General features: G+C 33.3%; 20 protein-coding genes. 12 read left to right on the top strand and 8 right to left on the bottom strand.

The genetic code is table 11. The features are described from left to right. Positions 1-222 precede the first annotated feature (222 nt). Both Q0543_RS13330 and Q0543_RS13325 read right to left on the bottom strand, forming a co-directional pair. A complete protein-coding gene (locus tag Q0543_RS13330; protein WP_299253985.1) occupies positions 223-612 on the bottom strand; it encodes a DUF1573 domain-containing protein in 390 nt (129 codons plus the stop codon). Between the two features lie 201 nt (positions 613-813). Continuing rightward, a complete protein-coding gene (locus tag Q0543_RS13325) occupies positions 814-2232 on the bottom strand; it encodes an AAA family ATPase (protein WP_299253982.1) in 1419 nt (472 codons plus the stop codon). Between the two features lie 35 nt (positions 2233-2267). Between Q0543_RS13325 and Q0543_RS13320 the strand changes: the two genes are divergently transcribed. From Q0543_RS13320 to coaD, 3 genes are all read left to right on the top strand, one after another. Next, the gene (locus tag Q0543_RS13320; RefSeq protein WP_299253979.1) at positions 2268-2762 is read left to right on the top strand and encodes an NUDIX hydrolase; all 495 of its coding nucleotides are present in this window, start codon (positions 2268-2270) and stop codon (positions 2760-2762) included. Between the two features lie 155 nt (positions 2763-2917). Beyond that, positions 2918-3820 (top strand): DUF3822 family protein, encoded by a 903-nt coding sequence (locus tag Q0543_RS13315; protein ID WP_299253976.1) that lies wholly within the window; start codon positions 2918-2920, stop codon positions 3818-3820. Positions 3821-3832: 12 nt separating this feature from the next. Next, entirely contained in the window at positions 3833-4291 is a 459-nt protein-coding gene (gene coaD / locus Q0543_RS13310; RefSeq protein WP_299253973.1) for a pantetheine-phosphate adenylyltransferase, read from the top strand. Here coaD and Q0543_RS13305 read toward each other — a convergent pair. Beyond that, the gene (locus Q0543_RS13305) at positions 4268-4948 is read right to left on the bottom strand and encodes an NUDIX hydrolase (RefSeq protein ID WP_299253970.1); all 681 of its coding nucleotides are present in this window, start codon (positions 4946-4948) and stop codon (positions 4268-4270) included. The two genes, coaD and Q0543_RS13305, sit on opposite strands and share 24 nt — an antisense overlap. A gap of 148 nt (positions 4949-5096) precedes the next feature. On the opposite strand from Q0543_RS13305, the gene pyrE reads away from it, so the two are divergent. Beyond that, positions 5097-5726: an orotate phosphoribosyltransferase gene (pyrE, locus tag Q0543_RS13300; RefSeq protein WP_299253967.1), complete on the top strand. Its 630-nt coding sequence runs from the start codon at positions 5097-5099 to the stop codon at positions 5724-5726. Between the two features lie 245 nt (positions 5727-5971). On the opposite strand, the gene Q0543_RS13295 is transcribed toward pyrE, so the two are convergent. Continuing rightward, positions 5972-8326, bottom strand: coding sequence for an AsmA family protein (locus Q0543_RS13295; protein WP_299253964.1), 2355 nt, complete (start codon positions 8324-8326; stop codon positions 5972-5974). A gap of 260 nt (positions 8327-8586) precedes the next feature. Between Q0543_RS13295 and Q0543_RS13290 the strand changes: the two genes are divergently transcribed. Both Q0543_RS13290 and Q0543_RS13285 read left to right on the top strand, forming a co-directional pair. Further along, on the top strand, positions 8587-9234 hold the full coding sequence (locus tag Q0543_RS13290; protein WP_299253961.1) for a DUF6134 family protein: 648 nt from the start codon (positions 8587-8589) through the stop codon (positions 9232-9234). Positions 9235-9264: 30 nt separating this feature from the next. Next, the gene (locus Q0543_RS13285) at positions 9265-9771 is read left to right on the top strand and encodes a metallophosphoesterase family protein (protein WP_299253958.1); all 507 of its coding nucleotides are present in this window, start codon (positions 9265-9267) and stop codon (positions 9769-9771) included. 58 nt (positions 9772-9829) lie between these two features. Here Q0543_RS13285 and Q0543_RS13280 read toward each other — a convergent pair whose 3' ends face one another. Continuing rightward, on the bottom strand, positions 9830-9967 hold the full coding sequence (locus Q0543_RS13280; RefSeq protein ID WP_018344838.1) for a hypothetical protein: 138 nt from the start codon (positions 9965-9967) through the stop codon (positions 9830-9832). A 134-nt stretch (positions 9968-10101) separates the two neighbouring features. Between Q0543_RS13280 and hisS the strand changes: the two genes are divergently transcribed. Genes hisS through Q0543_RS13260 form a run of 4 tightly spaced genes read left to right on the top strand, consistent with a single transcriptional unit; the run spans position 10102 to position 14741 of the window. Continuing rightward, positions 10102-11472, top strand: a complete 1371-nt coding sequence (gene hisS, locus Q0543_RS13275; protein WP_299253952.1) for a histidine--tRNA ligase — start codon at positions 10102-10104, stop codon at positions 11470-11472. Further along, positions 11465-13375 carry a gliding motility-associated C-terminal domain-containing protein gene (locus tag Q0543_RS13270; RefSeq protein WP_299253949.1) on the top strand — a complete coding sequence of 637 codons (1911 nt, stop codon included), beginning with the start codon at positions 11465-11467 and terminating at the stop codon, positions 13373-13375. Before hisS ends, Q0543_RS13270 begins: the two co-directional genes overlap by 8 nt. 8 nt (positions 13376-13383) lie before the next feature. Beyond that, on the top strand, positions 13384-13722 hold the full coding sequence (locus Q0543_RS13265) for a YbaB/EbfC family nucleoid-associated protein (RefSeq protein ID WP_299253988.1): 339 nt from the start codon (positions 13384-13386) through the stop codon (positions 13720-13722). Next, positions 13722-14741 (top strand): glycosyltransferase family 2 protein, encoded by a 1020-nt coding sequence (locus Q0543_RS13260; protein ID WP_299253946.1) that lies wholly within the window; start codon positions 13722-13724, stop codon positions 14739-14741. The genes Q0543_RS13265 and Q0543_RS13260 overlap by 1 nt, the downstream gene beginning before the upstream one ends. Before the next feature lie 240 nt (positions 14742-14981). Here Q0543_RS13260 and Q0543_RS13255 read toward each other — a convergent pair whose 3' ends face one another. Continuing rightward, the gene (locus tag Q0543_RS13255) at positions 14982-16178 is read right to left on the bottom strand and encodes an OmpA family protein (protein WP_299253943.1); all 1197 of its coding nucleotides are present in this window, start codon (positions 16176-16178) and stop codon (positions 14982-14984) included. Positions 16179-16238: 60 nt separating this feature from the next. After that, the gene (locus Q0543_RS13250; protein WP_299253941.1) at positions 16239-16457 is read right to left on the bottom strand and encodes a PspC domain-containing protein; all 219 of its coding nucleotides are present in this window, start codon (positions 16455-16457) and stop codon (positions 16239-16241) included. Positions 16458-16590: 133 nt separating this feature from the next. Here Q0543_RS13250 and Q0543_RS13245 point away from each other — a divergent pair, with 133 nt between their 5' ends. After that, the gene (locus tag Q0543_RS13245; RefSeq protein WP_299253938.1) at positions 16591-18393 is read left to right on the top strand and encodes a hypothetical protein; all 1803 of its coding nucleotides are present in this window, start codon (positions 16591-16593) and stop codon (positions 18391-18393) included. 151 nt (positions 18394-18544) lie between these two features. Beyond that, a complete protein-coding gene (locus tag Q0543_RS13240; RefSeq protein ID WP_299253936.1) occupies positions 18545-19528 on the top strand; it encodes a pyruvate dehydrogenase complex E1 component subunit beta in 984 nt (327 codons plus the stop codon). Positions 19529-19618: 90 nt separating this feature from the next. Here the strand turns inward: Q0543_RS13240 and Q0543_RS13235 are convergent, their stop codons facing one another. Beyond that, positions 19619-19867 (bottom strand): hypothetical protein, encoded by a 249-nt coding sequence (locus Q0543_RS13235; RefSeq protein ID WP_299253933.1) that lies wholly within the window; start codon positions 19865-19867, stop codon positions 19619-19621. Positions 19868-20021: the final 154 nt, after the last annotated feature.

The raw sequence follows: 20021 nt of genomic DNA, 5'->3' as shown, positions 1-20021 counted from the left end.
TTGTCTAAATTATTCGCCTAAACCAGTTGCTCCCCAGAAAATGGATGTGACCCGTTACATTTAGGTGAGGATAGCGATTATCAATGAAATAGAAAGAGATAACATTAAAAAAACGCTATCTCTTTCTATTATAAATCCATCTTGATATTTCAGCCTTCTTAGTACTTTATACTGTGTACTTAGTACTTTTTAATCTAGTAACTCGTACCTAGCACCTAGTAACTAGTTCAAAACATTCACCCGAATCTTCAAAAACTCTGCGGGTTCTTCAGATTTAGCATTAGATAAAATAGTAACCGTTTTATTTATAACTCCCATTTTACCTGCAGAATTAAAATCGATGGTTATTGAACTACTCTTTCCCGGTGCAACTGTTTTTTGATACGAATTTACTACCGTGCAACCACAAGAACTTACGATGTTATCAATACGCAAGGTATCGTTTCCAGTATTTTTATAGGTAAAGGTATGTGATACCATAGCTCCTTCTTTTACATCTCCAAAATCAAAGGCCTTTTCTGCAAAGGAAAATACAGCAGTTTTTTCCGTCGTTTGCGCAAATGCTACAGAGGAGAAAATAATTGTCAATAGTATAAATAAGGTCTTTTTCATAGTGTTTTTTTTTAAAGTACTAAGTATCGAGTACGGAGTACAAAGTATTAAATTAGCAAAATTTACTTTCTATTAAACTGAATCTTTTTAAAAGATCATAATTGATACTTAAATATAAATCCGTTACTAATAGTGTTACTTATTGCTTAGCATCCTTACAAGAACTCTGCCATTTTTCATGTCTTATTCTCCAACTTTGTACTAAGTACTCCCTGCTTCCTCCCCTTCAAAGAATCTCGGATGGAAATTTACCAAAAACACCTGCGTTTTACCCCGTGTTATAGCCGTATACAACCAACGTAAAAACTCAATATCTATTTTATCATCGGTTAAATACCCTTGTTCAATAAATACCGTTTCCCACTGTCCGCCTTGGGCCTTATGACAGGTCAAGGCATAGGCAAATTTTACTTGTAAGGCATTCAAAAACGGATCTTTTCGAATTGCTTCTAATCGTTCTTGTTTCGTGCTAATGTCTAGATATTCTTTTTCTACTTCGCTATACAATTGCTGCATCTTATCCTTTTCAAGATTTGGCGTAGTTGAGTAGAGTGTGTCTAATAATATCTTTAATTGAACATTGCCGTATTCTGGAAAATCTCGAAATACCGCTTCTATATCTGCAAAACGAAATCCATATTGATCTTGATAACGCAACACTTTCCGAATTTCTAAGAAGTCGCCATTGGCAATAAAACCCGATGATATATTAGGCGGCAGTATGGTATAATTATTTCGTACCGACATCAATAAATCGCCTGCATCCAATTCGTTTTCTGTAAAAAAAATTGCTTGTCGTATATACCGGTTGTAGCCCGTTGCAGATTTATTGCTCCGACATATTACAATGGTTTCTTCTCTACCAAAATTATCATAGGCATAGCGCAAGCCATCTTCCAAACGATCGGAAGTCATTTTATAAAAATCTTTAAACCCCGTTACAAACTTAATGTTCGTTGCACTGGTGCGGATATCATTCCTTAACTGTGTTGCATTGTAGAGTATGCCAGACTTCTGAGCTTGTCGCACTACATCTGTCAATTCCACTTCTAATAAATCTATGGTAAAATGTGATTCTAAATAGCGTCTATCCAAGGCTGGACTGATTTGCTTTCCAACAGGCGGAAGCTGTGCGGTGTCGCCACACAATATCAATCGATTATTTTTTTGTTCAAATACATACGATATCAAATCACCTAATAAACCATTGCTTCCAAACTCACTGTCGTCACTTAACATGGAGGCTTCATCCACAATAAAAATTGTATTGGCGAACATATTTCGTTTTCTAGAAAAAAAGATACCGCCAGATGCACCCGATTCTTTCCTGTAAATATGTCGATGTATGGTTGATGCTGTTTGTCCAGAATACGACGACATTACCTTTGCTGCTCTTCCCGTTGGTGCAAGTAAAACCGTTTGAAACTGATTCTTTGGAATAGCGCGTACCAAAGCACTCAACAGGGTTGTTTTACCTGTTCCTGCATATCCTCGTAATAAAAGCGAAAAGTTGTTTGTACCTTTACGTTCAATCAATTGCTCCATTAAGTCAATGGCTTTTGCTTGACTGTTGGTAGGCTGCGCAGGCAAGGCTGCAATAATAGAGTGCGATAAGGACAAATAGGTAGTGTTTACGGATACTAAATTGCAAAAGTATGGAAGAAATAAAAAATGAAATCATCCACAGTTTTGGGAATAAATTACGAATACGCGTTTGCGGCATCTGTATTGAGGATAATAAAATACTTTTAGTAAAACATCATTCTTTAGGGAAGGGTGGAATTTTATGGGCACCTCCTGGGGGCGGAATGGTATTTGGCGAAACTGCTGAAGAAGCGTTAAAAAGAGAATTTATAGAAGAAACGGGCTTAACAATTTCGGTAGAAAAATTCCTTTTCGTTAACGAGTATTTAACGCCTCCACTACATGCAATTGAGTTGTTTTTCCTTATAAAAAAAATAGACGGTATACTTCAAACAGGCCTTGACCCTGAACTGCATAGTGATAGACAAATCATCACGAAGGTGGATTGGCTCTCCTTCGAAGCGTTGAATGCACTACCTTTGGAAGCTGTTCATTCAGTCATACGTGGAATGGACAATCCTGACCAGCTCCTACAACAAAACGGATACTTTAGAACTAGTCCATAAAATATGTTCTTGAAAAGTTTCATTTTTATTAACATATTTATCAACATTATTGTTAAAGTGCAATAAAAAGTTTAATTTTAAAGAATTTAGAATAAAAAAGAGTCAAAGAATACAATTTCTAACTACACACTTGTTCACATTTTAAGGTGCATAACATGATTTCAGAAGTTTCTGTACGTTATAAATTAACCAACTCGATCAAGGACAGCACTCGATTTGAAACAGATAATTTGGCAAAATACCATTTATCGTTCCAAATTAATTTTGATCTTTTTCGAATTTGTGTGATTGATAGTGAATCAAATCGTTGTTTGTTACTAGAAGATTATAGCTTTCAAAACATCTACTCTACTTCTGATTTACTTGAACAATTAGAAGTACTCTTTGAAGATCATATTTTAATAAAAGCAGGTTTTTGGAAATCCATCACCGTAGGTATTAAAAATACACAGTTTTCACTTGTACCTGAATCGTTGTTTGAAAAAGATTATTTGAAAGAATATCTTTCGTTAAATACAACCTTAGATAAAGAACCGGGCGAAGAATACCATTTCTTTAAACAAAAACATGTTGAGGCTGTAAATATTTTTGCAACGAACGAACGGTTAACAGCTTGGTTCAACAACATGTATCCATTGAAACAAATTCGCTACGTACACCACTCTGCACCTATGATTGAAGCAATTATGCTTCAAAAAGATACAGCTAAAAATGAGCATTCTATATTTGTTTTAGTAGAACAACATTTTTTAACCATTGTTGTAAAACAAGGTAAAAAATTAATTTTCTGCAACAGTTTTACATTCAATACCAGCGAAGATTTTGTATACTTCATCTTATTTGTTTTTGATCAATTAAGTTTGAATCCAGAACAATGTCCCGTTGTAGTATTTGGAGAAATCACGCACGATTCAGAATCTTTTAGTAAATTATACAAATACATCCGAAGACTTTCATTTGGAACAAAACCAGATTTAGTTCGATTTGGATACCAATTTGATGAGCTTTTTGATCATCGTTATTTTGATTTGTATAACATGCATTTGTGCCAAGGTTAAATCTATTCTTTTATGAATAAAATTGCTGTTTTCCCAGGTTCTTTTGATCCATTTACTAAAGGCCACGAAGATATTGTACGTAGAAGTTTACAATTATTCGACAAAGTAATTATAGCTATTGGAAACAACTCTCAAAAGAATCGCTATTTCGATATGGATTTCATCATTCCAAAAATTGAAAGCTGTTTTTTAGATACTCCAAAAGTTGAAGTGAACGTATTTACAGGCTTAACAGCAGAATTTGCAAAAGAATGTGGAGCTAATTTTTTAATCAGAGGTTTGCGCAACACAACCGATTTTGAATACGAAAACAGTATTTCGCAAGCCAATAAATATTTGTGGAAAGATCTTGAAACCGTATTTATGATAACAAGTCCACATTTGGCGTATATTAGTTCAAGCCTTATTAGAGACATCCATAAATATAAAGGGGATGTAAGCGGGTTTCTACCTTACGAGCTCGGAGTGTAAGGTATAATATTCATCTACGACATCCTGGATAGATGCATAGGAGTTTTTTACAGAACGGATCACATCCTTGTAATGCATCCATTTTACTTCCTCAATAAACTCTGCTAATTGCGGCTGCATATTTGAATCGTCTATACAATTCATCTCATACCAATCCGTACGTTTTAAAATACGTTTTCCTTTGCGTACGTAAGCATGCCAAACAGAACAAATTTTATCGCGTACTTCAACTTTAATGCTGCACTCCTCTTCTACTTCGCGTTTGGCACACTTAATAGATTCTTCACGTTTTTTGGCTTTCCCTTTAGGTAAATCCCATTTACCCAATCTAAAAATCATCAACACTTTTTCTTGTTTCCGAACAATCCCGCCACTGGCTTTGATAATCTTAAATTGATCTTTTATAAATTCAACCATAAATTCATAATTATCAACCGCCAAAGTAATGGATTCTAACTTCTTCATACGTTTTAATTCCATAAGGCGTATCAAGCGTTCTAGCTGTCTGGCTGTAGCTTGCTTAATCAATACCTTGCCAACAAGATTGATAGATAAAAGCTCTTCATTTGCTTCAAATGTCGTATTGTATTCATACACAGGAAGTGATGGTACATATTGTATGACCTTGATTCGTTTATCGTTAATAAAAAGTTTCATCTATACGGCGCTAATTGTAAGCAAATTATTAAAGTAATGGGGAATTAAAAAGAATCAACAGAAGGATTTATGAACAGATGCATACGATTGTACATTAAATAATGAAAATGTGTTAAATTTGGGACGTATTTATCATTTTCATCTATTCATGAATTACACGAAAGAAGTTGCCTTATCGCTTTTAAAAATAGAAGCAGTACGCTTACGACCTGAAGAACCGTTCAAATGGGCTTCTGGTTGGAACTCTCCCATCTATTGCGACAACCGATTAACATTATCGTTTCCTGAATCTAGAAACTTAATACGTGATGGCTTGGTTGATTTAATTAAAACCTACTATCCCGAATGCGAATGTATTGCAGGCGTAGCTACCGCTGGCATACCCCAAGGAGCAATTATTGCAGATACTATGAACTTACCCATGATTTATGTACGCCCGAAGCCAAAGGATCACGGAATGCAAAATTTGATAGAAGGTAAAATAACCAAAGGACAAAAAATTGTTGTGGTTGAAGATTTAATCTCTACTGGCGGAAGTTCTTTAAAAGCTGTAGAAGCTTTAAAAGAAGGCGGCTTCGAAATATTGGGCATGATCGGAATTTTCACCTACGGTTTCCAAATAGCTGCACAAAATTTTCAAGAAGCAGGTGTTGCATTGCACACCTTATGCAATTACGATGAATTGATTAAAGAAGCAGTTGCAAATAGGTATGTTAAGGAAGATCAATTAGCTACCTTAAGTGAATGGAGAAAAAATCCACATCTTTGGAAAAAATAAAACTTTCTTATATAAAATGAGCGACTAATATTAGTCGCTCATTTTATATAAGAAAGAAATGATTAATATATTCTGTATGTCATGTTGTGGCTCGTTTACACACCCGAATATATGGATAGTAAAATGGTAGCTTACATTTTTAATTTTTATTTTGATAGCAGAGCTCAGCTGTACTTATATATGCAGAACAATACCTAACCCAAGTATAAAGCTTCTTTGATGCTCAAAAGTATTAAAATTAGCATCTATAACAACTTCAACTTACCGGCCTTACCTTTAATTTTTATTGGTATTGACAAGCCTGCTTTTGAATCATTTGTCAATCCTTCGGTTTTTGGTTTCTTTTTCAAATTTTTAACAGGCAATAACAAATAATATTCTGATTCTCCATCTGGTTGTATAACCACATCTAAATAGAAATATAAAATGTTAGTCACAAATAATGTCCGTGGTATTTCAATGACATTGTTTTTCATAATTACTGACGTCGAGATATTTTCAAAAGTAACGCGCTTTAAATCTTTTTCATCAAATCCTACTTTTGCAAGAATCATTAAGGGCTCTACTTCAACTAACTCCAATTTATTTATATCTAAATCACCATGCACTAAAATGGAGTTCGTATCTAATTCTAATGTAGAACTAAATTTAAAAAATGAATTGACATTACCACTTACAATACCCTTTACATTATTAGCTGTTAGTGTTTTTTGTTTGAAATTATTAAATGCACTAAAAACTTTATCAATGTTGAATTTATGCATACGCAAATTCGTATAACAGTGTACTTCATTTCGCACAGGTAAAAAATTACTAACTATTTTTAATGTTCCCCCAAAAGAATTCATGGATTCTGTAATTTCCACTTTCTTCTGATTCATTTTCATGTTTAATACGATATTACCCCCATGATAATTTCTTGCATACAAATTATGTACCTCTCCTTTTAGGTTAGCCTTTAAACCATACGGCAAATTGAAAGTGTTATTCTGAACAAATTTATTTTTATTTTTCGTATCTGATTTTTTAGGTTTTTCAGAGGAATTAAAATCATTAAAATAAAACCGCTCGGAAGTAAAAGCAATATCCATTTCCAAACCAGTTGTATCTCTAAATACAGAATTGAATAGCTGATTTGCAGTACCTGTAAGTGTTAAATCGGATTTTCCTGCTTTAACAATAAGTTTATTCATTTTTACAACATCTTTATTGAAATCAATTTTTCCAGCGATGTCATCAAAACCAAAATTCAATTTATTGAGCTTTAATTTTAAATGGTTTAATTCAATATTCCCAAACATATCGGGGGTTTCGGACTTTTTCCCTAATATATATTCCAACTTACCGTCGTAGGTAATATCTAAATTCATATTTCCAGCTACGTCAGAATAATCTTTAAAATTTATTAAATCAAATAGTGTCTTACCGCTTAATGATAAAAGCAAATTAGACTTCAATGTTGGATCTTTAAAGTTTTTTACCAAAATCTGTTTTGAACGAATGGAATCTGTAGCATTAATTCTAGCAGAAAAATCTTTTAAATCAATGGAGTAATCATCCAATTCGATGCTTTTATTGGAATTTAAGTTGCCACTGAAACGTACGTGATGTATATGTGCGTTAATTTTTTCATTCTGAATTTCTAAGCTATCTGTAGTAAAATCAATTGAAAAATCAGGTTGATTACCTGGCAATAAACTAACTTTAATGAGTCCATTAGCTGAGATTTTACCTTTCAAATTCAATGGCTTAATTTTTTTCGTCCATCGTTCAGCAATTAAACCAAAAACATTTTGAATGTCTGCATCTTTCATTTTTACATTTAACGTTAAAAATGAATTCTTTCTAAAGTCGATAGTGCCATTACCCATATAATTATTTTCACCACTCATCAAGATACAATCTGTGAATGAAAACATTTTTGCTCGCATATCAAATGAGAATTTAAAATCAGCTTTTAAATGTGCGTCTTTAAATAAGGTTCCAGGTTTAAGCGTCACCTCTTTTGAATAGAGCATACCGATTAATTCACCAGATAATACGTTATCTTTAAAATTCAATTCTGTTTCGATATTTGAAAATGTCATTTCAACCCTCTTAGGCTTGAATTTATTTTCATAAAAAATACGGATATTTTTAAATTTTATATTCTTAATATCAAAACTACTAATACTCTTAGAATCTTCTTTTGTAGTATCTTTTTTTAAAACAATATCAAAATCTTTTTTACCAAGTGAATCTACACGTAAATCTAAAGAGCCATTGGCAACCAATATGCCATCGACTTTAAAGTTTTTGATAAAAATATTATAAGGGGAAAATAAAACTCTTAATTTTTCAAGTTTTAAAAGAGGTATCTGACTTGAATCTGATTTGGGAATCAATAATTCAGATAGACTAAATGATACGTATGGGAAATTTGTAAATGCTGAAATACTTATATCTCCAATCTTCATTGGTTTTATTAAATTCTTATTTACTTCAGATACAACTCTATCTTCAATCTCTTTTTTATAATAGATAGATATGAGAGATATGGCTGTAAAATAAAACACAATAACCGATGCAGCTATAATAAGCGCTTTTTTAAATAAATTCAAAATATTGGCTTTTTTGTGTTGGTATATTTCATTAAATACAAATATCGTTTAGTCTTAGTAAATAAGTTTACATGAACTAAGAATTTAATTACATCTCTACCACAATAGGGACGTTTTTATGCCAATTAACTCAAAAGACATTTGAAACCAGTATAAAGAGTAAAATTTAAAGGATTTGCAGTATAGTACAATAAATTGGTTACTACTAATAATAATAATATATTACTAAGTATTCAATTCTAGGTCATTTACATTATTCCATGAACCCCCGATTTTTAATTTGGATTGCAATCGTTTTTAGTAGCCTCCTTTGCGGTGTTTTTTTTTCGACTCGTTTAAAAAATACACATCACAAAGAAGTACAATTTTCTTTTTTAAAATACGATGTAGAAATACAAGAGAAAAATATGGGTTGGATGACCTGTGAAAAAAAAAGATCTGAATCAGATCCAATTATGACAAATTATATAGTCAATTCAAAAGTAGTGGTCAATATGATTAACACATATACCATACAATTGAATTCTTTATCTACTTATAAAAATACCGATTTATTCTATGCTAATTATTCTACAAAAGTAAACGGTGATACCCAATCATTTTGTACCATCAATTGGGATGGCAGTAGATACGCAGGTTGGGATGGAGATGAAAACATTGTTATTGAATCTCAAAAAATAAACTATTCGATTGGGAATATTTATTATAAAGAACCTCTTAGTCAAACACAGATATTCTCTGAAAAATATATGGAGATGTGTCCCATCTCTAAATTAGGTGATTATTATATGGTATCATTTCCAGATGGTAAATCAACCCTTTATAAATATCAAAATGGAATTTGTGTTTGGGCCGAAGTCCGACAAAAATTATATAAAATCATCTTCAGGTTAAAAGAAATAAAATAATTTTATTTCTTTTCAACACTAATAATTTACATGAAAATAGGCTTAGTTTCAGATACTCACTCCTACCTCGATCCTACTATATTTGACTATTTCAAAGATTGCGATGAAATTTGGCATGCAGGCGATTTTGGTAACGTAACTATTTACGATCAATTAAATGCGTTTAAACCAACTGTTGGCGTATATGGCAATATTGATGGCATTGACGTGCGCATTGTGCTTAAAGAAGATCTTATTATTGAACGTGAAGGTTTAAAAATCTACTTCACACATATAGGCGGTAGTCCGGGCAAATATCCCGCACGTGTAAAACAACAAATGGCATTACACAAACCAGACGTATTTGTTTGTGGACACAGCCATATCTTAAGGGTTGTAAGTGATCCATCGTATAAAAACATGTTGTATTTAAATCCAGGTGCAGCAGGCAAAGAAGGTTTTCACAAGATGCGAACGTTATTGCGATTTGAAATCAATGCAGGAAAAATAACCAATATGCAGGTAATAGAATTGGGTTTACGTGGCAAACAGATATAAAAAAAGACGATCAACTATTGATCGTCTTTAAAATAAGATATGAATGAATTCGATTGAATTAAGCTTGTTTTTTCAATTCTTCTACATCCACGCGACGAATTACAGGAACACTAGTCATTTGTTTGATAACTGCCTGTCTATTATTCGCAACTGCTTTGTTTCTTCTGTCTTTTCTTTTAAGTCTAGTAACTCCCATGTCGGTAATGTTTTTATTCTGAAGGAATGCAAAGATAGTATATTATTGTAATAATAAAAATTCTTTCTACAGAATATCAAATAGGCATTACGAAGTCCTTTTCGTAATTTTAAGCTATAAATAAAGAGAAATTAATGGAAAAACCTTCATTACCGAAAGGAACAAGGGATTTTGGCCCAAGTCAAATGCTTAAAAGGCAGTATTTACTGCAAACAATACGTACAATTTTTACGCGTTATGGTTTTTTACCCATTGAAACGCCTGCAATGGAAAATTTGAACGTTTTGACAGGTAAGTATGGGGATGAAGGCGATCAATTAATCTATAAAATATTAAATTCAGGTGATTTCATAAAAGATATCAACGAGGAACAATTATTAGAGGGTTCAAAAAAGATTTTACCTAAAATCTCAAAAAAAGCCTTGCGTTACGATTTAACAGTTCCCTTTGCCCGACACGTGGTAATGAATCGAAATGAGATTACATTCCCTTTTAAACGCTATCAAATGCAGCCCGTTTGGCGAGCAGATAGGCCTCAAAAAGGACGTTACTGCGAATTTATGCAATGCGATGCAGATGTTGTGGGAACGGATTCCCTATTATGCGAAGCAGAGATTGTCTTGATGATCCACGAGGCTTTTGCAGCACTAGGCATCACCGATTTTATTGTTAAAATAAATAACAGAAAAATACTTACGGGTATTGCAGATGCCATCGGAAAAGTGGGTTGTGAAACCGATTTATGTGTAGCAATAGACAAATTAGATAAGATTGGCCAAGATGCAGTACTTGCAGAACTAAGAACAAAAGATTTTACAGAATTACAATTAACTACTTTACTTCCCATATTTAATCTTAAAGGCACGCATACAGATATTTTCCCAACTCTTCGTACATTATTAAAAGACAGCTCTACAGGTTTAAAAGGAATTGAAGAATTGGAGCGCGTATATGAATTGATTGAAAAATCAGGTTTGCCAAATGCTTTTGTTGAAACAGACCTAACCCTAGCACGCGGATTATCTTATTACACAGGCGCTATCTTTGAAGTAAAGATATTGAATGTGCAAATGGGTAGTGTTTGTGGTGGTGGCAGATATGATAATTTAACAGGTGTTTTTGGCTTGCCCAATGTTTCTGGTGTAGGCATTTCATTTGGAATTGACCGCATTTATGATGTGATGAATGAGTTGAATTTATTTCCATCTCAAGATTCGAATGCTACCAAGTTGCTTATTTGTGCTTTTGATGCACTGACATTTGAGCATGCACTTCCTTTGGTTACAAAACTACGTGCAAAGGGTATAAATACAGAATTGTATCCAGAACCGTTAAAAATCAAGAAACAATTAAGCTATGCAGATGATAAAAAAATCCCATTTGCATTATTAATTGGGGAAGATGAAATGAAATCCAATATTTATTCGTTAAAGAATATGATTACTGGGGAACAATTTAACGTGAACCTAGATGATACCATACAAAAAGTGTTAGCTCATGCTTAAAAAAACGCCCTTCTATTTTTATTTGATTTTTTTGCTGTTGTCATCAACTGTATTAAAAGCACAAACTGCTTGTTTCGTCCCCTCTGCATTGAAAGGCTGTGCGCCATTCAATATTACATTAGATGCAAGTTGTGCTGTTTATGATGCAACGAGTGTTACACCCCAATACAATTACGATTATCTCAATCACCCAGGTGGTACATTTTTTACAACCTCCACATCGCACCCATATACCGCGCCTGGTACCTATAGGATTTTGCAATTTATTGGCACTCTTGCAACGCAAAAATTCGTAGACATTATTATTGTTGCATCCCCAGATCCTATTTTTACCTTAAAATCGTGTATTGGGAGAAGTGTTGATTTAACTATCGCAGATCCTATTTACGATAAATTTGAAATCAATTGGGGAGATGGAAGCCCAGCTGTGACCGTATTGCCAGCAACAACTACCAATCATTCATATACAACAGATGGTAGTAAATCGATCACAGTTAAAGGAATCTTTTTACCAAATTCTTCTTGTGCATCTGCAAACAAATCTATTTATGTGTTACAATCCATTATTAAACCAGATTTAACACAACTGAAAGTACTAAAACAACATTCAACGTTAGGAAAAATTGAGTTAACGTATAATGCAACGGTCGGACAAGAATATAATATCGAACGAAGCGTTAACGGAGGTGCTTATACAATAATTAATCCCACTCCGATTACAGGGACAGGTGTCCAAACATATACGGATGCGAATTTAAATACCCAATCAAATGTATATCAATATAGAATTGTAACCTTTGACGACTGTAGTGCAACAAGTACATCCGACCCCATTTATTCTATAGTCATTAAAGCCACTCCAACTAACGCATTAAATACCGTCACTTGGAATGGCAACCCTAGTGTGACTTTATTTAATTTAAAAAGAAACAATGTAAGTCAAACACTAGCCACACCTACATCCACTTCATTTACAGACAATTCAGTTGTGTGTCTAACATCTTATTGTTACAATACAACAGCCACATTATCTACAAATACCTTATCAGGCGCGCCACAAAAATCTATTTCTATAGATACATGTATCATTGCCCAGTCTACCAATATCCCACCTAAAATAGACAATGTAAATTCTACTATTTTGGGAAATACTGCAACTATTAACTGGACTCCTGCAGCACCTGGCATAACCCATAAATTATACCAATCAATAAATGGTGGTTCATATAGTTTGCTAACACAAACAACAGGAATCACGTATTCTTATATCCTGCCAAATTTAAATTCAACATATTGTTATCAAATAGACTATACAAATTTATGTGGTAAAGATGCTCCAAAATCGCAAAGCACTTGCCCTGCTATTTTAGAAGGCACTTTAACTGGCACATCCATTACGCTTAATTGGTCTGTTTACGGAGGATTCAATGGTACTGGTGTAAAAGAATATAAGGTTCAAAAATTAGATCAAAATAATGTGGTAGTATCTGAGGTATCTGTTGGTCTATCAACAACATTTACAGAAACGGTTAACTTAACAGATCCCTTTGTAAACTATAGAATAATAACAATACCTACGGATCCAACATTCGCAACTACGTTTTCAAACAATGTTTTATTTAAATTTGAAGCAGAGATTTTTGCGCCAGATATTTTCACTCCCAATGGTGACAATTCTAACGATATTTTTATTGTAAAAGGCCGCTTCATTAAAGATTATTCAATAACCATTTTTTCTCGTTGGGGCGAAGTAGTATATGTTGGCACAGACATCACCCAAGGCTGGAATGGATTAAACAATTTTACGTATGCACCAGAAGGCGCATATACGTACAAGATTGTTGCATCCGATGTCAATAATAAAGAATTCACAAAAACTGGAACAATAACTTTATCGCGATAATTATGAGTATGTTTGATATGATGGGCATGATGGGAAAAGTTAAAGACATGCAAGCCCGTATAAAAGAAATTAAAGAAAGTCTCGTACATCTTACAGCTGATGGCGAATCAGGTGCAGGCTTGGTTAAAGCATTTGTAAATGGTAACAAACAAGTACTTCGTTTAGAAATCGATCCTTCACTACTAAAAGAAAGCGATCAAAGCATTCTTCAAGATTTGATTGTTGCAGCAGTAAATCGAGCAATGAAAAATATTGATGAAAAAACACAGCAAGAATTTAAAGATAAAACAGCAGGCTTAATCCCAAATATACCTGGTATGGATTTAGGCAGCATGTTTGGAATGTAATGAATAACTCTACTGCAATTGTTATCTTAAATTGGAATGGGGTTGAACATCTTAAAACCTTTCTCCCTTCGGTTGTTGCGCATTCTCAACAAGCTGAAATAATCATTGCAGACAACGCATCCACAGACAATTCCATTCATTGGCTAAAAACAAATTATCCGCTACTAAAAATAATAACTCTATATCAAAATTATGGGTATGCGGGTGGCTATAACGAAGCATTAAAATGTGTTGATGCAGAATATATCGTATTGCTCAATTCTGATGTGGAAGTCACTGCTGGTTGGTTAGATCCGCTTATTCATTGCTTAGACAACAACCCATCCATTGCAGCATGCCAACCTAAAATAAAAAGCTACTCTGATAAAAAATATTTTGAATACGCCGGTGCTGCGGGTGGCTACATAGATTATATTGGTATTCCTTTTTGTAAAGGAAGAATTATAGATACTACAGAAATAGATTCAAATCAGTATAATGAATCCGCTCCTATATTCTGGGCAAGCGGTGCTTGTTTGTTCATTCGAAACGCTGTTTTTAAAAAAGCGAATGGTTTTGATGCAGACTTCTTTGCACACATGGAAGAAATTGATTTATGCTGGAAAATACACAGATTAGGATATAACATTCAATACATTGCCGAAAGTACTGTATACCATTTAGGTGGTGCAACATTGCATAAATCAAACCCGAAGAAAACATATTTGAATGTGCGTAACTCATTATGGATGTTACAAAAGCATTTACCTACTAATAAATTAATACCTATTCTTTTTTCTCGAATGTTGTTAGATGGTGTAGCTGCTTTGAATTTTTTACGTATAGGGCAAGGAAAATATTTAGTAGCTATTTTCAATGCACATATGTCCTTTTATTTTAGTGGCAAAAACAAAGGCAAGAGAAAAGCGTTAAGTCACCTTCCCTATTATTATAACAACGCAACGCTAATTCTTAAAAAATCAATTATTGGTTTGTATTATTTAAAAGGAAAGAAAACATATTCTTCTATTTTTAAGTAGAGTGATTCATAAATGAAAGAGTTTTAAAAATCTTTTTTTACTTAGTTTAATAATTTAAAATTCAACGCCGTTTAGATAAATTCTAATGTGTATAGGATTTCTTGTTTTCACAACTGAAAGCCTAGTAATAATGTTTTATTGATCTATCTTGTAACTCTCAAAGTATCTGCAAAGTGATTGAAAAACATAATTATTATTCGCTAGAAACCGTATGGTTTTTCTTTAAAAGTAACACCCAAATTACTTACTAATAATTTCCATTTCAACTCTACGATTTAATTTACGTGTGACTTCCCATGTATTATCCGCAATTGGATAATCCCCCCCATAACCAACTGTTTCAATCCGGTTTCCATTAATTCCTTTTTCAACCAAATAGGCTTTCACTTTTTCAACACGTTGTTGAGACAAGACCACATTTAAAGTTGAATCGCCTTGGTTATCAGTGTGGCCAATAAATCGAATTCGAATCGAATCATCCCTTAGTAGCCAAGCAACAATAACATCTAATTCTGTTTTAGCATTCGGCAGTAAATCAGACTTACTTTGTACAAATAAAATATTTTTTAATATTACCCGATCATTTTTAACTGCAGGCATTGTATCAATTACTGTAGACGTTGTTTTTTTATATTGAATAACATACACACCCTGATCGGTGGAATCGTTTTTATGTAATTCAATCCCATATTCTGACAAGGCTACTTTACGTTGAGGAACGGGTGGCTTGGTATAATCCTGATGCATGATAGTGGCAATTTTTTCAGGATGTTTATATCCATCTGGCATCGTTTTGATATATATCAATGAAATATCATCTAAGGCCAAATCATTGCCGCGTTCATTTGCATTTAAATTTTCAATACAAATACGTACAGGTCCACTATGTTCTCCGGAGTACCACGTAGCAGAAGCATTGAGCCATCGAAACATATGATAAAAATCACGTTCAATTAAAATTTCTTCGCTTCCAATCGTTACTCTTATTTTAGGATCATTCCCTTTAACATCGCCATTTTCAAATGCAAAATTTGTTTTAGGAGGAAGTAATCTATATATGTTGCAAAAAAAGACACTGAAATCATACTCTGAATTGGGAAGCACATTCACTTTAGTACACCATGCTTCTTCTCCTCGCATGCCATCCGAATTTATAACCATAAACATTCCATAGCCATTAGGTGTATGGTCTCCCCCTTCAGGATTTTTAAAATCTTTATACAGTATGGCTGCATTGTCAGTTATAGAATAATAGCCAGGAGGTGCAGATGTTTTTGAAAATAAAAAGGAACTTTCGAATCCTTCATTCCCCATTTCAAATGAACCATTTGGAATAATATTTTGGGAAGGTTGTGCTACTAGAAAAAAATAAATGTTAAAGAAAAACAAACAATTAATAACTGTTATAACACTTACTTTCTTTTCGAACACATTCATTTACACGACTAATTAGGGATATTGAATTAATGTTCTTTAAACGTTTAAATTCAGAAACAATTATATGTCCCAAACAGGTTTTCTGTTTTTTCTTAAATGTTTGTGGATATTCATTAAAAAAGCCAAACCCATATAAATGAGTATTGGAGAACCAAATGTTAAAAAAGATACATAAATAAAAAATAAACGAATACTTGAGGTAGCAATTCCAAATCGCTCACCCCAATAAGAACATACACCATATGCCCTAGATTCAAAAAAAGAACTGACTTTATTCATATAATTTGATTCAATATTGCTGTTACTTATAAAATTAATCATTTTTTTGATAAAAATCACAAAATTAAACTAAGATTTGGTTGTTTTAGATTGCTGATAAGAGTATTTTCGCATATAAGGAAACTATACAACTATGATATTAAATAGACAAAACGTAACAGTAGTAGCATTAATGGCGGCTGGTATGTTAGCTTTTAACTCTTGCTCTTTGAAGCAAATGGTTAAGATGGCTAAAGACCAAGAATTAACAGTAACACCTTCTCCTTTAGAGGTTCATGGTGACAGTGTAGCATTTGATATATCTGCAACATTACCAGTTAAAATGCTTAAAAAGAATAAAATTTATTCTGTAGCATCTTTTTATAAAATTGGAGATGAAAAAATTGAATTAGGATCTTTTGATTTCGTTTCAACTGAATTTCCAGATGCTAAAACAGCTACTCCCAAAATAACAAAACACCAATCTTATGCATACAAGCAAGAAATTGGTAATGGCGATTTAGTTGTAATTGGTTCTGCTTCAAACTTAGACAAAACAAAAGTTAAGTCTACAGAAGAAATGCCAATAGCAAAAGGTTTAATCACAACTTCTCGTTTGGTTAAATCTTATTCTTATGTTGCATATGCTGATCACGGTTACAACAACAAAGAAGAATTGGTTCCAGCAACTGTAAACTTCTACTTTGAGCAAGGGAAATCAGTTTTGAGAAAATCAGAAATGAAAGGTCAAAATGCTAAATTTTTAGATGCATTCATCACTGCAAAAAATGTAACTCGTACAATCAGTGTAATTGGACAACACTCTCCAGAAGGTACTGAAACGAAAAATGCAAATCTTGCAAACGAGCGTTCAGCTGTTATTGAAAAGTATGTTAAAGGTAGAATGAAATTCTACAAACAAGATTCAATTATCAATACAATCCAATTTGTAGCTAAAGGTGACATTAAGGATTTCGAACCAATGAAAGCTGCTATTGAAAAGGATGCAAAATTGTCTCCTGAGCAAAAATCAGAAATTTTAAATATCATCAACGGAAGTGGTGACTTTACTGCTAAACAAGATCAAATTGCAAAATTACCATACTACAACAAATTGGTATTAGCTCACTTATACCCTTCTTTACGTACTGCTAGAACTGAAATCTGGACTGTTAAGCCTAAGAAATCAGATGCTGAAATTACGTTATTAGCAGGTCAAATAACTTCAGGTAAAGTATCTGTAGATACATTAAACGCAGAAGAATTAGCATATGCTGGTACATTAACTCCAATTCTTTCTGAAAAAGTTGCTATCTATGAAGCTTTAATCAAGAAAACAGATAGCTGGGTTGCTTATAACAACTTAGGTGCAGTTTATGTAGAAATGGCTAAAGTTGAAGTTGATCAAAACAAAAAAACGGATTTGGTTAATAAAGCAATCAACACTCTTGAAATGTCTCTTAAGAAACAAGAAAGTGGTGAAGCTCATGTAAACTTAGCTTCTGCATATATGTTATCTGGTGTTCGTGAATCTTCTCGTGACCAAGCAAACAAAGCAGTAGCTTCAAATGCTACAGATGCAGTTAAAAAAGGTGCTAATGGTATCTTAGGTACATTAGATGTTAAAGACGGTAAATATGACATCGCTTTACAAGATTTATCTAAATCAAACGATTCTCTTGAAGTTAAATTCAACTCTGCTCTTGCAAGTTTATTGAAAAGAGACTTCAATACAGCTAAAGCTGGTTTTGCTAACTATACTGCTGCTGCACCGAAAGATGCTTCTGGTTTCTACTTAGCTGCTGTTACTGCTGCACGTCAAAAAGACGAGGCTTCTTTAACTACAAACTTACAAAAAGCAAAAGCTTTAAGCTCTAAATGGGGCGAAAGAGCAGTTTCTGATATGGAATTCTACGATTACTGGAATTCTGACAATTTCAAAAACGCATTGAAATAATTCATATCCTTATAATAAAAAAACCTCTACATAATGTAGAGGTTTTTTTTTGCTTAAAAACGTCTATTTCTACGTTTTATAATGGCTTTATCTTTGGAATTGCAGGCAATTTATTTATTTTTGCTTGCTTGATATTTATTGAACATACGATATGAGAGAAATACAATTCCGTGAAGCGCTTCGTGAAGCGATGAACGAAGAAATGAGAAGAGATCCTAATGTGTTTTTATTAGGTGAAGAAGTAGCTGAATATAATGGAGCATATAAAGTAAGTCAAGGAATGCTTGATGAATTTGGTGCAAAGCGTGTTATTGACACACCAATTTCTGAATTAGGTTTTACTGGTATTGGTATAGGCGCTGCAATGAATGGCCTACGTCCTATTGTAGAATTCATGACATTCAATTTCTCTTTAGTAGCAATTGATCAAATAATTAATGGTGCGGCTAAAATCATGTCTATGTCTGGTGGTCAATATACGGCACCGATAGTATTTAGAGGACCAACAGGTAACGCAGGGCAATTAAGCTCACAACACTCTCAAAACTTTGAAAATTGGTTTGCAAATACTCCTGGATTGAAAGTAGTAGTACCTGCAAACCCATATGATGCAAAAGGTTTGTTAAAATCTGCGATACGTGATAACGACCCCGTTATTTTTATGGAGTCTGAAGTTATGTATGGCGATAAAGGACAAGTACCTGAAGGGGAATACTTAATTCCAATTGGTGTAGCAGATGTTAAACGCGAAGGCAAAGACGTTACAATTGTTTCTTATGGCAAGATATTAAAAGTGGCTTTACAAGCTGCTGAAGACCTAGCTAAAGAAGGTATTTCGGCTGAAGTAATAGACTTACGTACGGTTCGTCCGATTGACTTTGAAGCAATCGTTAACTCTGTTAAGAAAACAAATAGATTGGTAATCGTTGAAGAAACATGGCCATTAGCAAGTATCTCTTCTGAGATTTCCTATCATGTACAACGTTATGCATTCGACTACCTAGATGCACCCGTAATGCGTGTAACTAGTCGTGATTTGCCACTTCCATACGCACCTACTTTGATTGAAGCAATTCTTCCAAATGTAAAACGTACGATTGATGCAGTAAAATCAGTTATGTATCAAAATAAATAATCAACAATTATACCTCATAAAAAAAAGGAATCCTCTTTTGTATATACAAAAGAGGATTCCTTTTTTTTATGATCAAAATGAAGCAATAATTTATCGCTTCATTAGAGTCTCTGTGATATCTATAATGTCTTGCGTTGGAATTTGGTAGGCAATAAAATTACCAGCCAATACTGTTAAAGAAGCAATGGTTGTGCCTAGTTTGCAGGTTGAATCCTTGGTTCTCCCAACGAGTTTCCCCGCTAATACTTCACCATACTTCAAATAAGACAAACTACCTTTTTTTAAACGAGTCAATACGGTTTTGTTATTTAACTCGTCCGACAATTCTTCAAAATTCATAGCTATAAATTGTTATAATTGTTACTAGTATATTATACTACTTAGACGAATGAAAGGTTTAGATATTGTTCTATGTAGTATAAAAATCTATTTATTGAATATCGGAATTTTCATGAATGAAATCAACTATTATTTCTCAAAAAATAATTATTTT

The organism is uncultured Cytophaga sp., from assembly GCF_937863595.1.
Classification (GTDB): domain Bacteria; phylum Bacteroidota; class Bacteroidia; order Cytophagales; family Cytophagaceae; genus Cytophaga.
This window is presented reverse-complemented; position numbering and strand designations above follow the sequence as displayed.

Coding starts and splice junctions, on each gene's coding strand:
- hisS (WP_299253952.1), top strand. CDS start 10,102: ATGGAAAAACCTTCATTACCGAAAGGAACAAGGGATTTTGGCCCAAGT.
- pyrE (WP_299253967.1), top strand. CDS start 5,097: ATGAATTACACGAAAGAAGTTGCCTTATCGCTTTTAAAAATAGAAGCA.
- Q0543_RS13320 (WP_299253979.1), top strand. CDS start 2,268: ATGGAAGAAATAAAAAATGAAATCATCCACAGTTTTGGGAATAAATTA.
- coaD (WP_299253973.1), top strand. CDS start 3,833: ATGAATAAAATTGCTGTTTTCCCAGGTTCTTTTGATCCATTTACTAAA.
- Q0543_RS13285 (WP_299253958.1), top strand. CDS start 9,265: ATGAAAATAGGCTTAGTTTCAGATACTCACTCCTACCTCGATCCTACT.
- Q0543_RS13265 (WP_299253988.1), top strand. CDS start 13,384: ATGTTTGATATGATGGGCATGATGGGAAAAGTTAAAGACATGCAAGCC.
- Q0543_RS13245 (WP_299253938.1), top strand. CDS start 16,591: ATGATATTAAATAGACAAAACGTAACAGTAGTAGCATTAATGGCGGCT.
- Q0543_RS13250 (WP_299253941.1), bottom strand. CDS start 16,457: ATGAATAAAGTCAGTTCTTTTTTTGAATCTAGGGCATATGGTGTATGT.
- Q0543_RS13290 (WP_299253961.1), top strand. CDS start 8,587: ATGAACCCCCGATTTTTAATTTGGATTGCAATCGTTTTTAGTAGCCTC.
- Q0543_RS13280 (WP_018344838.1), bottom strand. CDS start 9,967: ATGGGAGTTACTAGACTTAAAAGAAAAGACAGAAGAAACAAAGCAGTT.
- Q0543_RS13255 (WP_299253943.1), bottom strand. CDS start 16,178: ATGAATGTGTTCGAAAAGAAAGTAAGTGTTATAACAGTTATTAATTGT.
- Q0543_RS13315 (WP_299253976.1), top strand. CDS start 2,918: ATGATTTCAGAAGTTTCTGTACGTTATAAATTAACCAACTCGATCAAG.
- Q0543_RS13330 (WP_299253985.1), bottom strand. CDS start 612: ATGAAAAAGACCTTATTTATACTATTGACAATTATTTTCTCCTCTGTA.
- Q0543_RS13270 (WP_299253949.1), top strand. CDS start 11,465: ATGCTTAAAAAAACGCCCTTCTATTTTTATTTGATTTTTTTGCTGTTG.
- Q0543_RS13305 (WP_299253970.1), bottom strand. CDS start 4,948: ATGAAACTTTTTATTAACGATAAACGAATCAAGGTCATACAATATGTA.
- Q0543_RS13240 (WP_299253936.1), top strand. CDS start 18,545: ATGAGAGAAATACAATTCCGTGAAGCGCTTCGTGAAGCGATGAACGAA.
- Q0543_RS13260 (WP_299253946.1), top strand. CDS start 13,722: ATGAATAACTCTACTGCAATTGTTATCTTAAATTGGAATGGGGTTGAA.
- Q0543_RS13235 (WP_299253933.1), bottom strand. CDS start 19,867: ATGAATTTTGAAGAATTGTCGGACGAGTTAAATAACAAAACCGTATTG.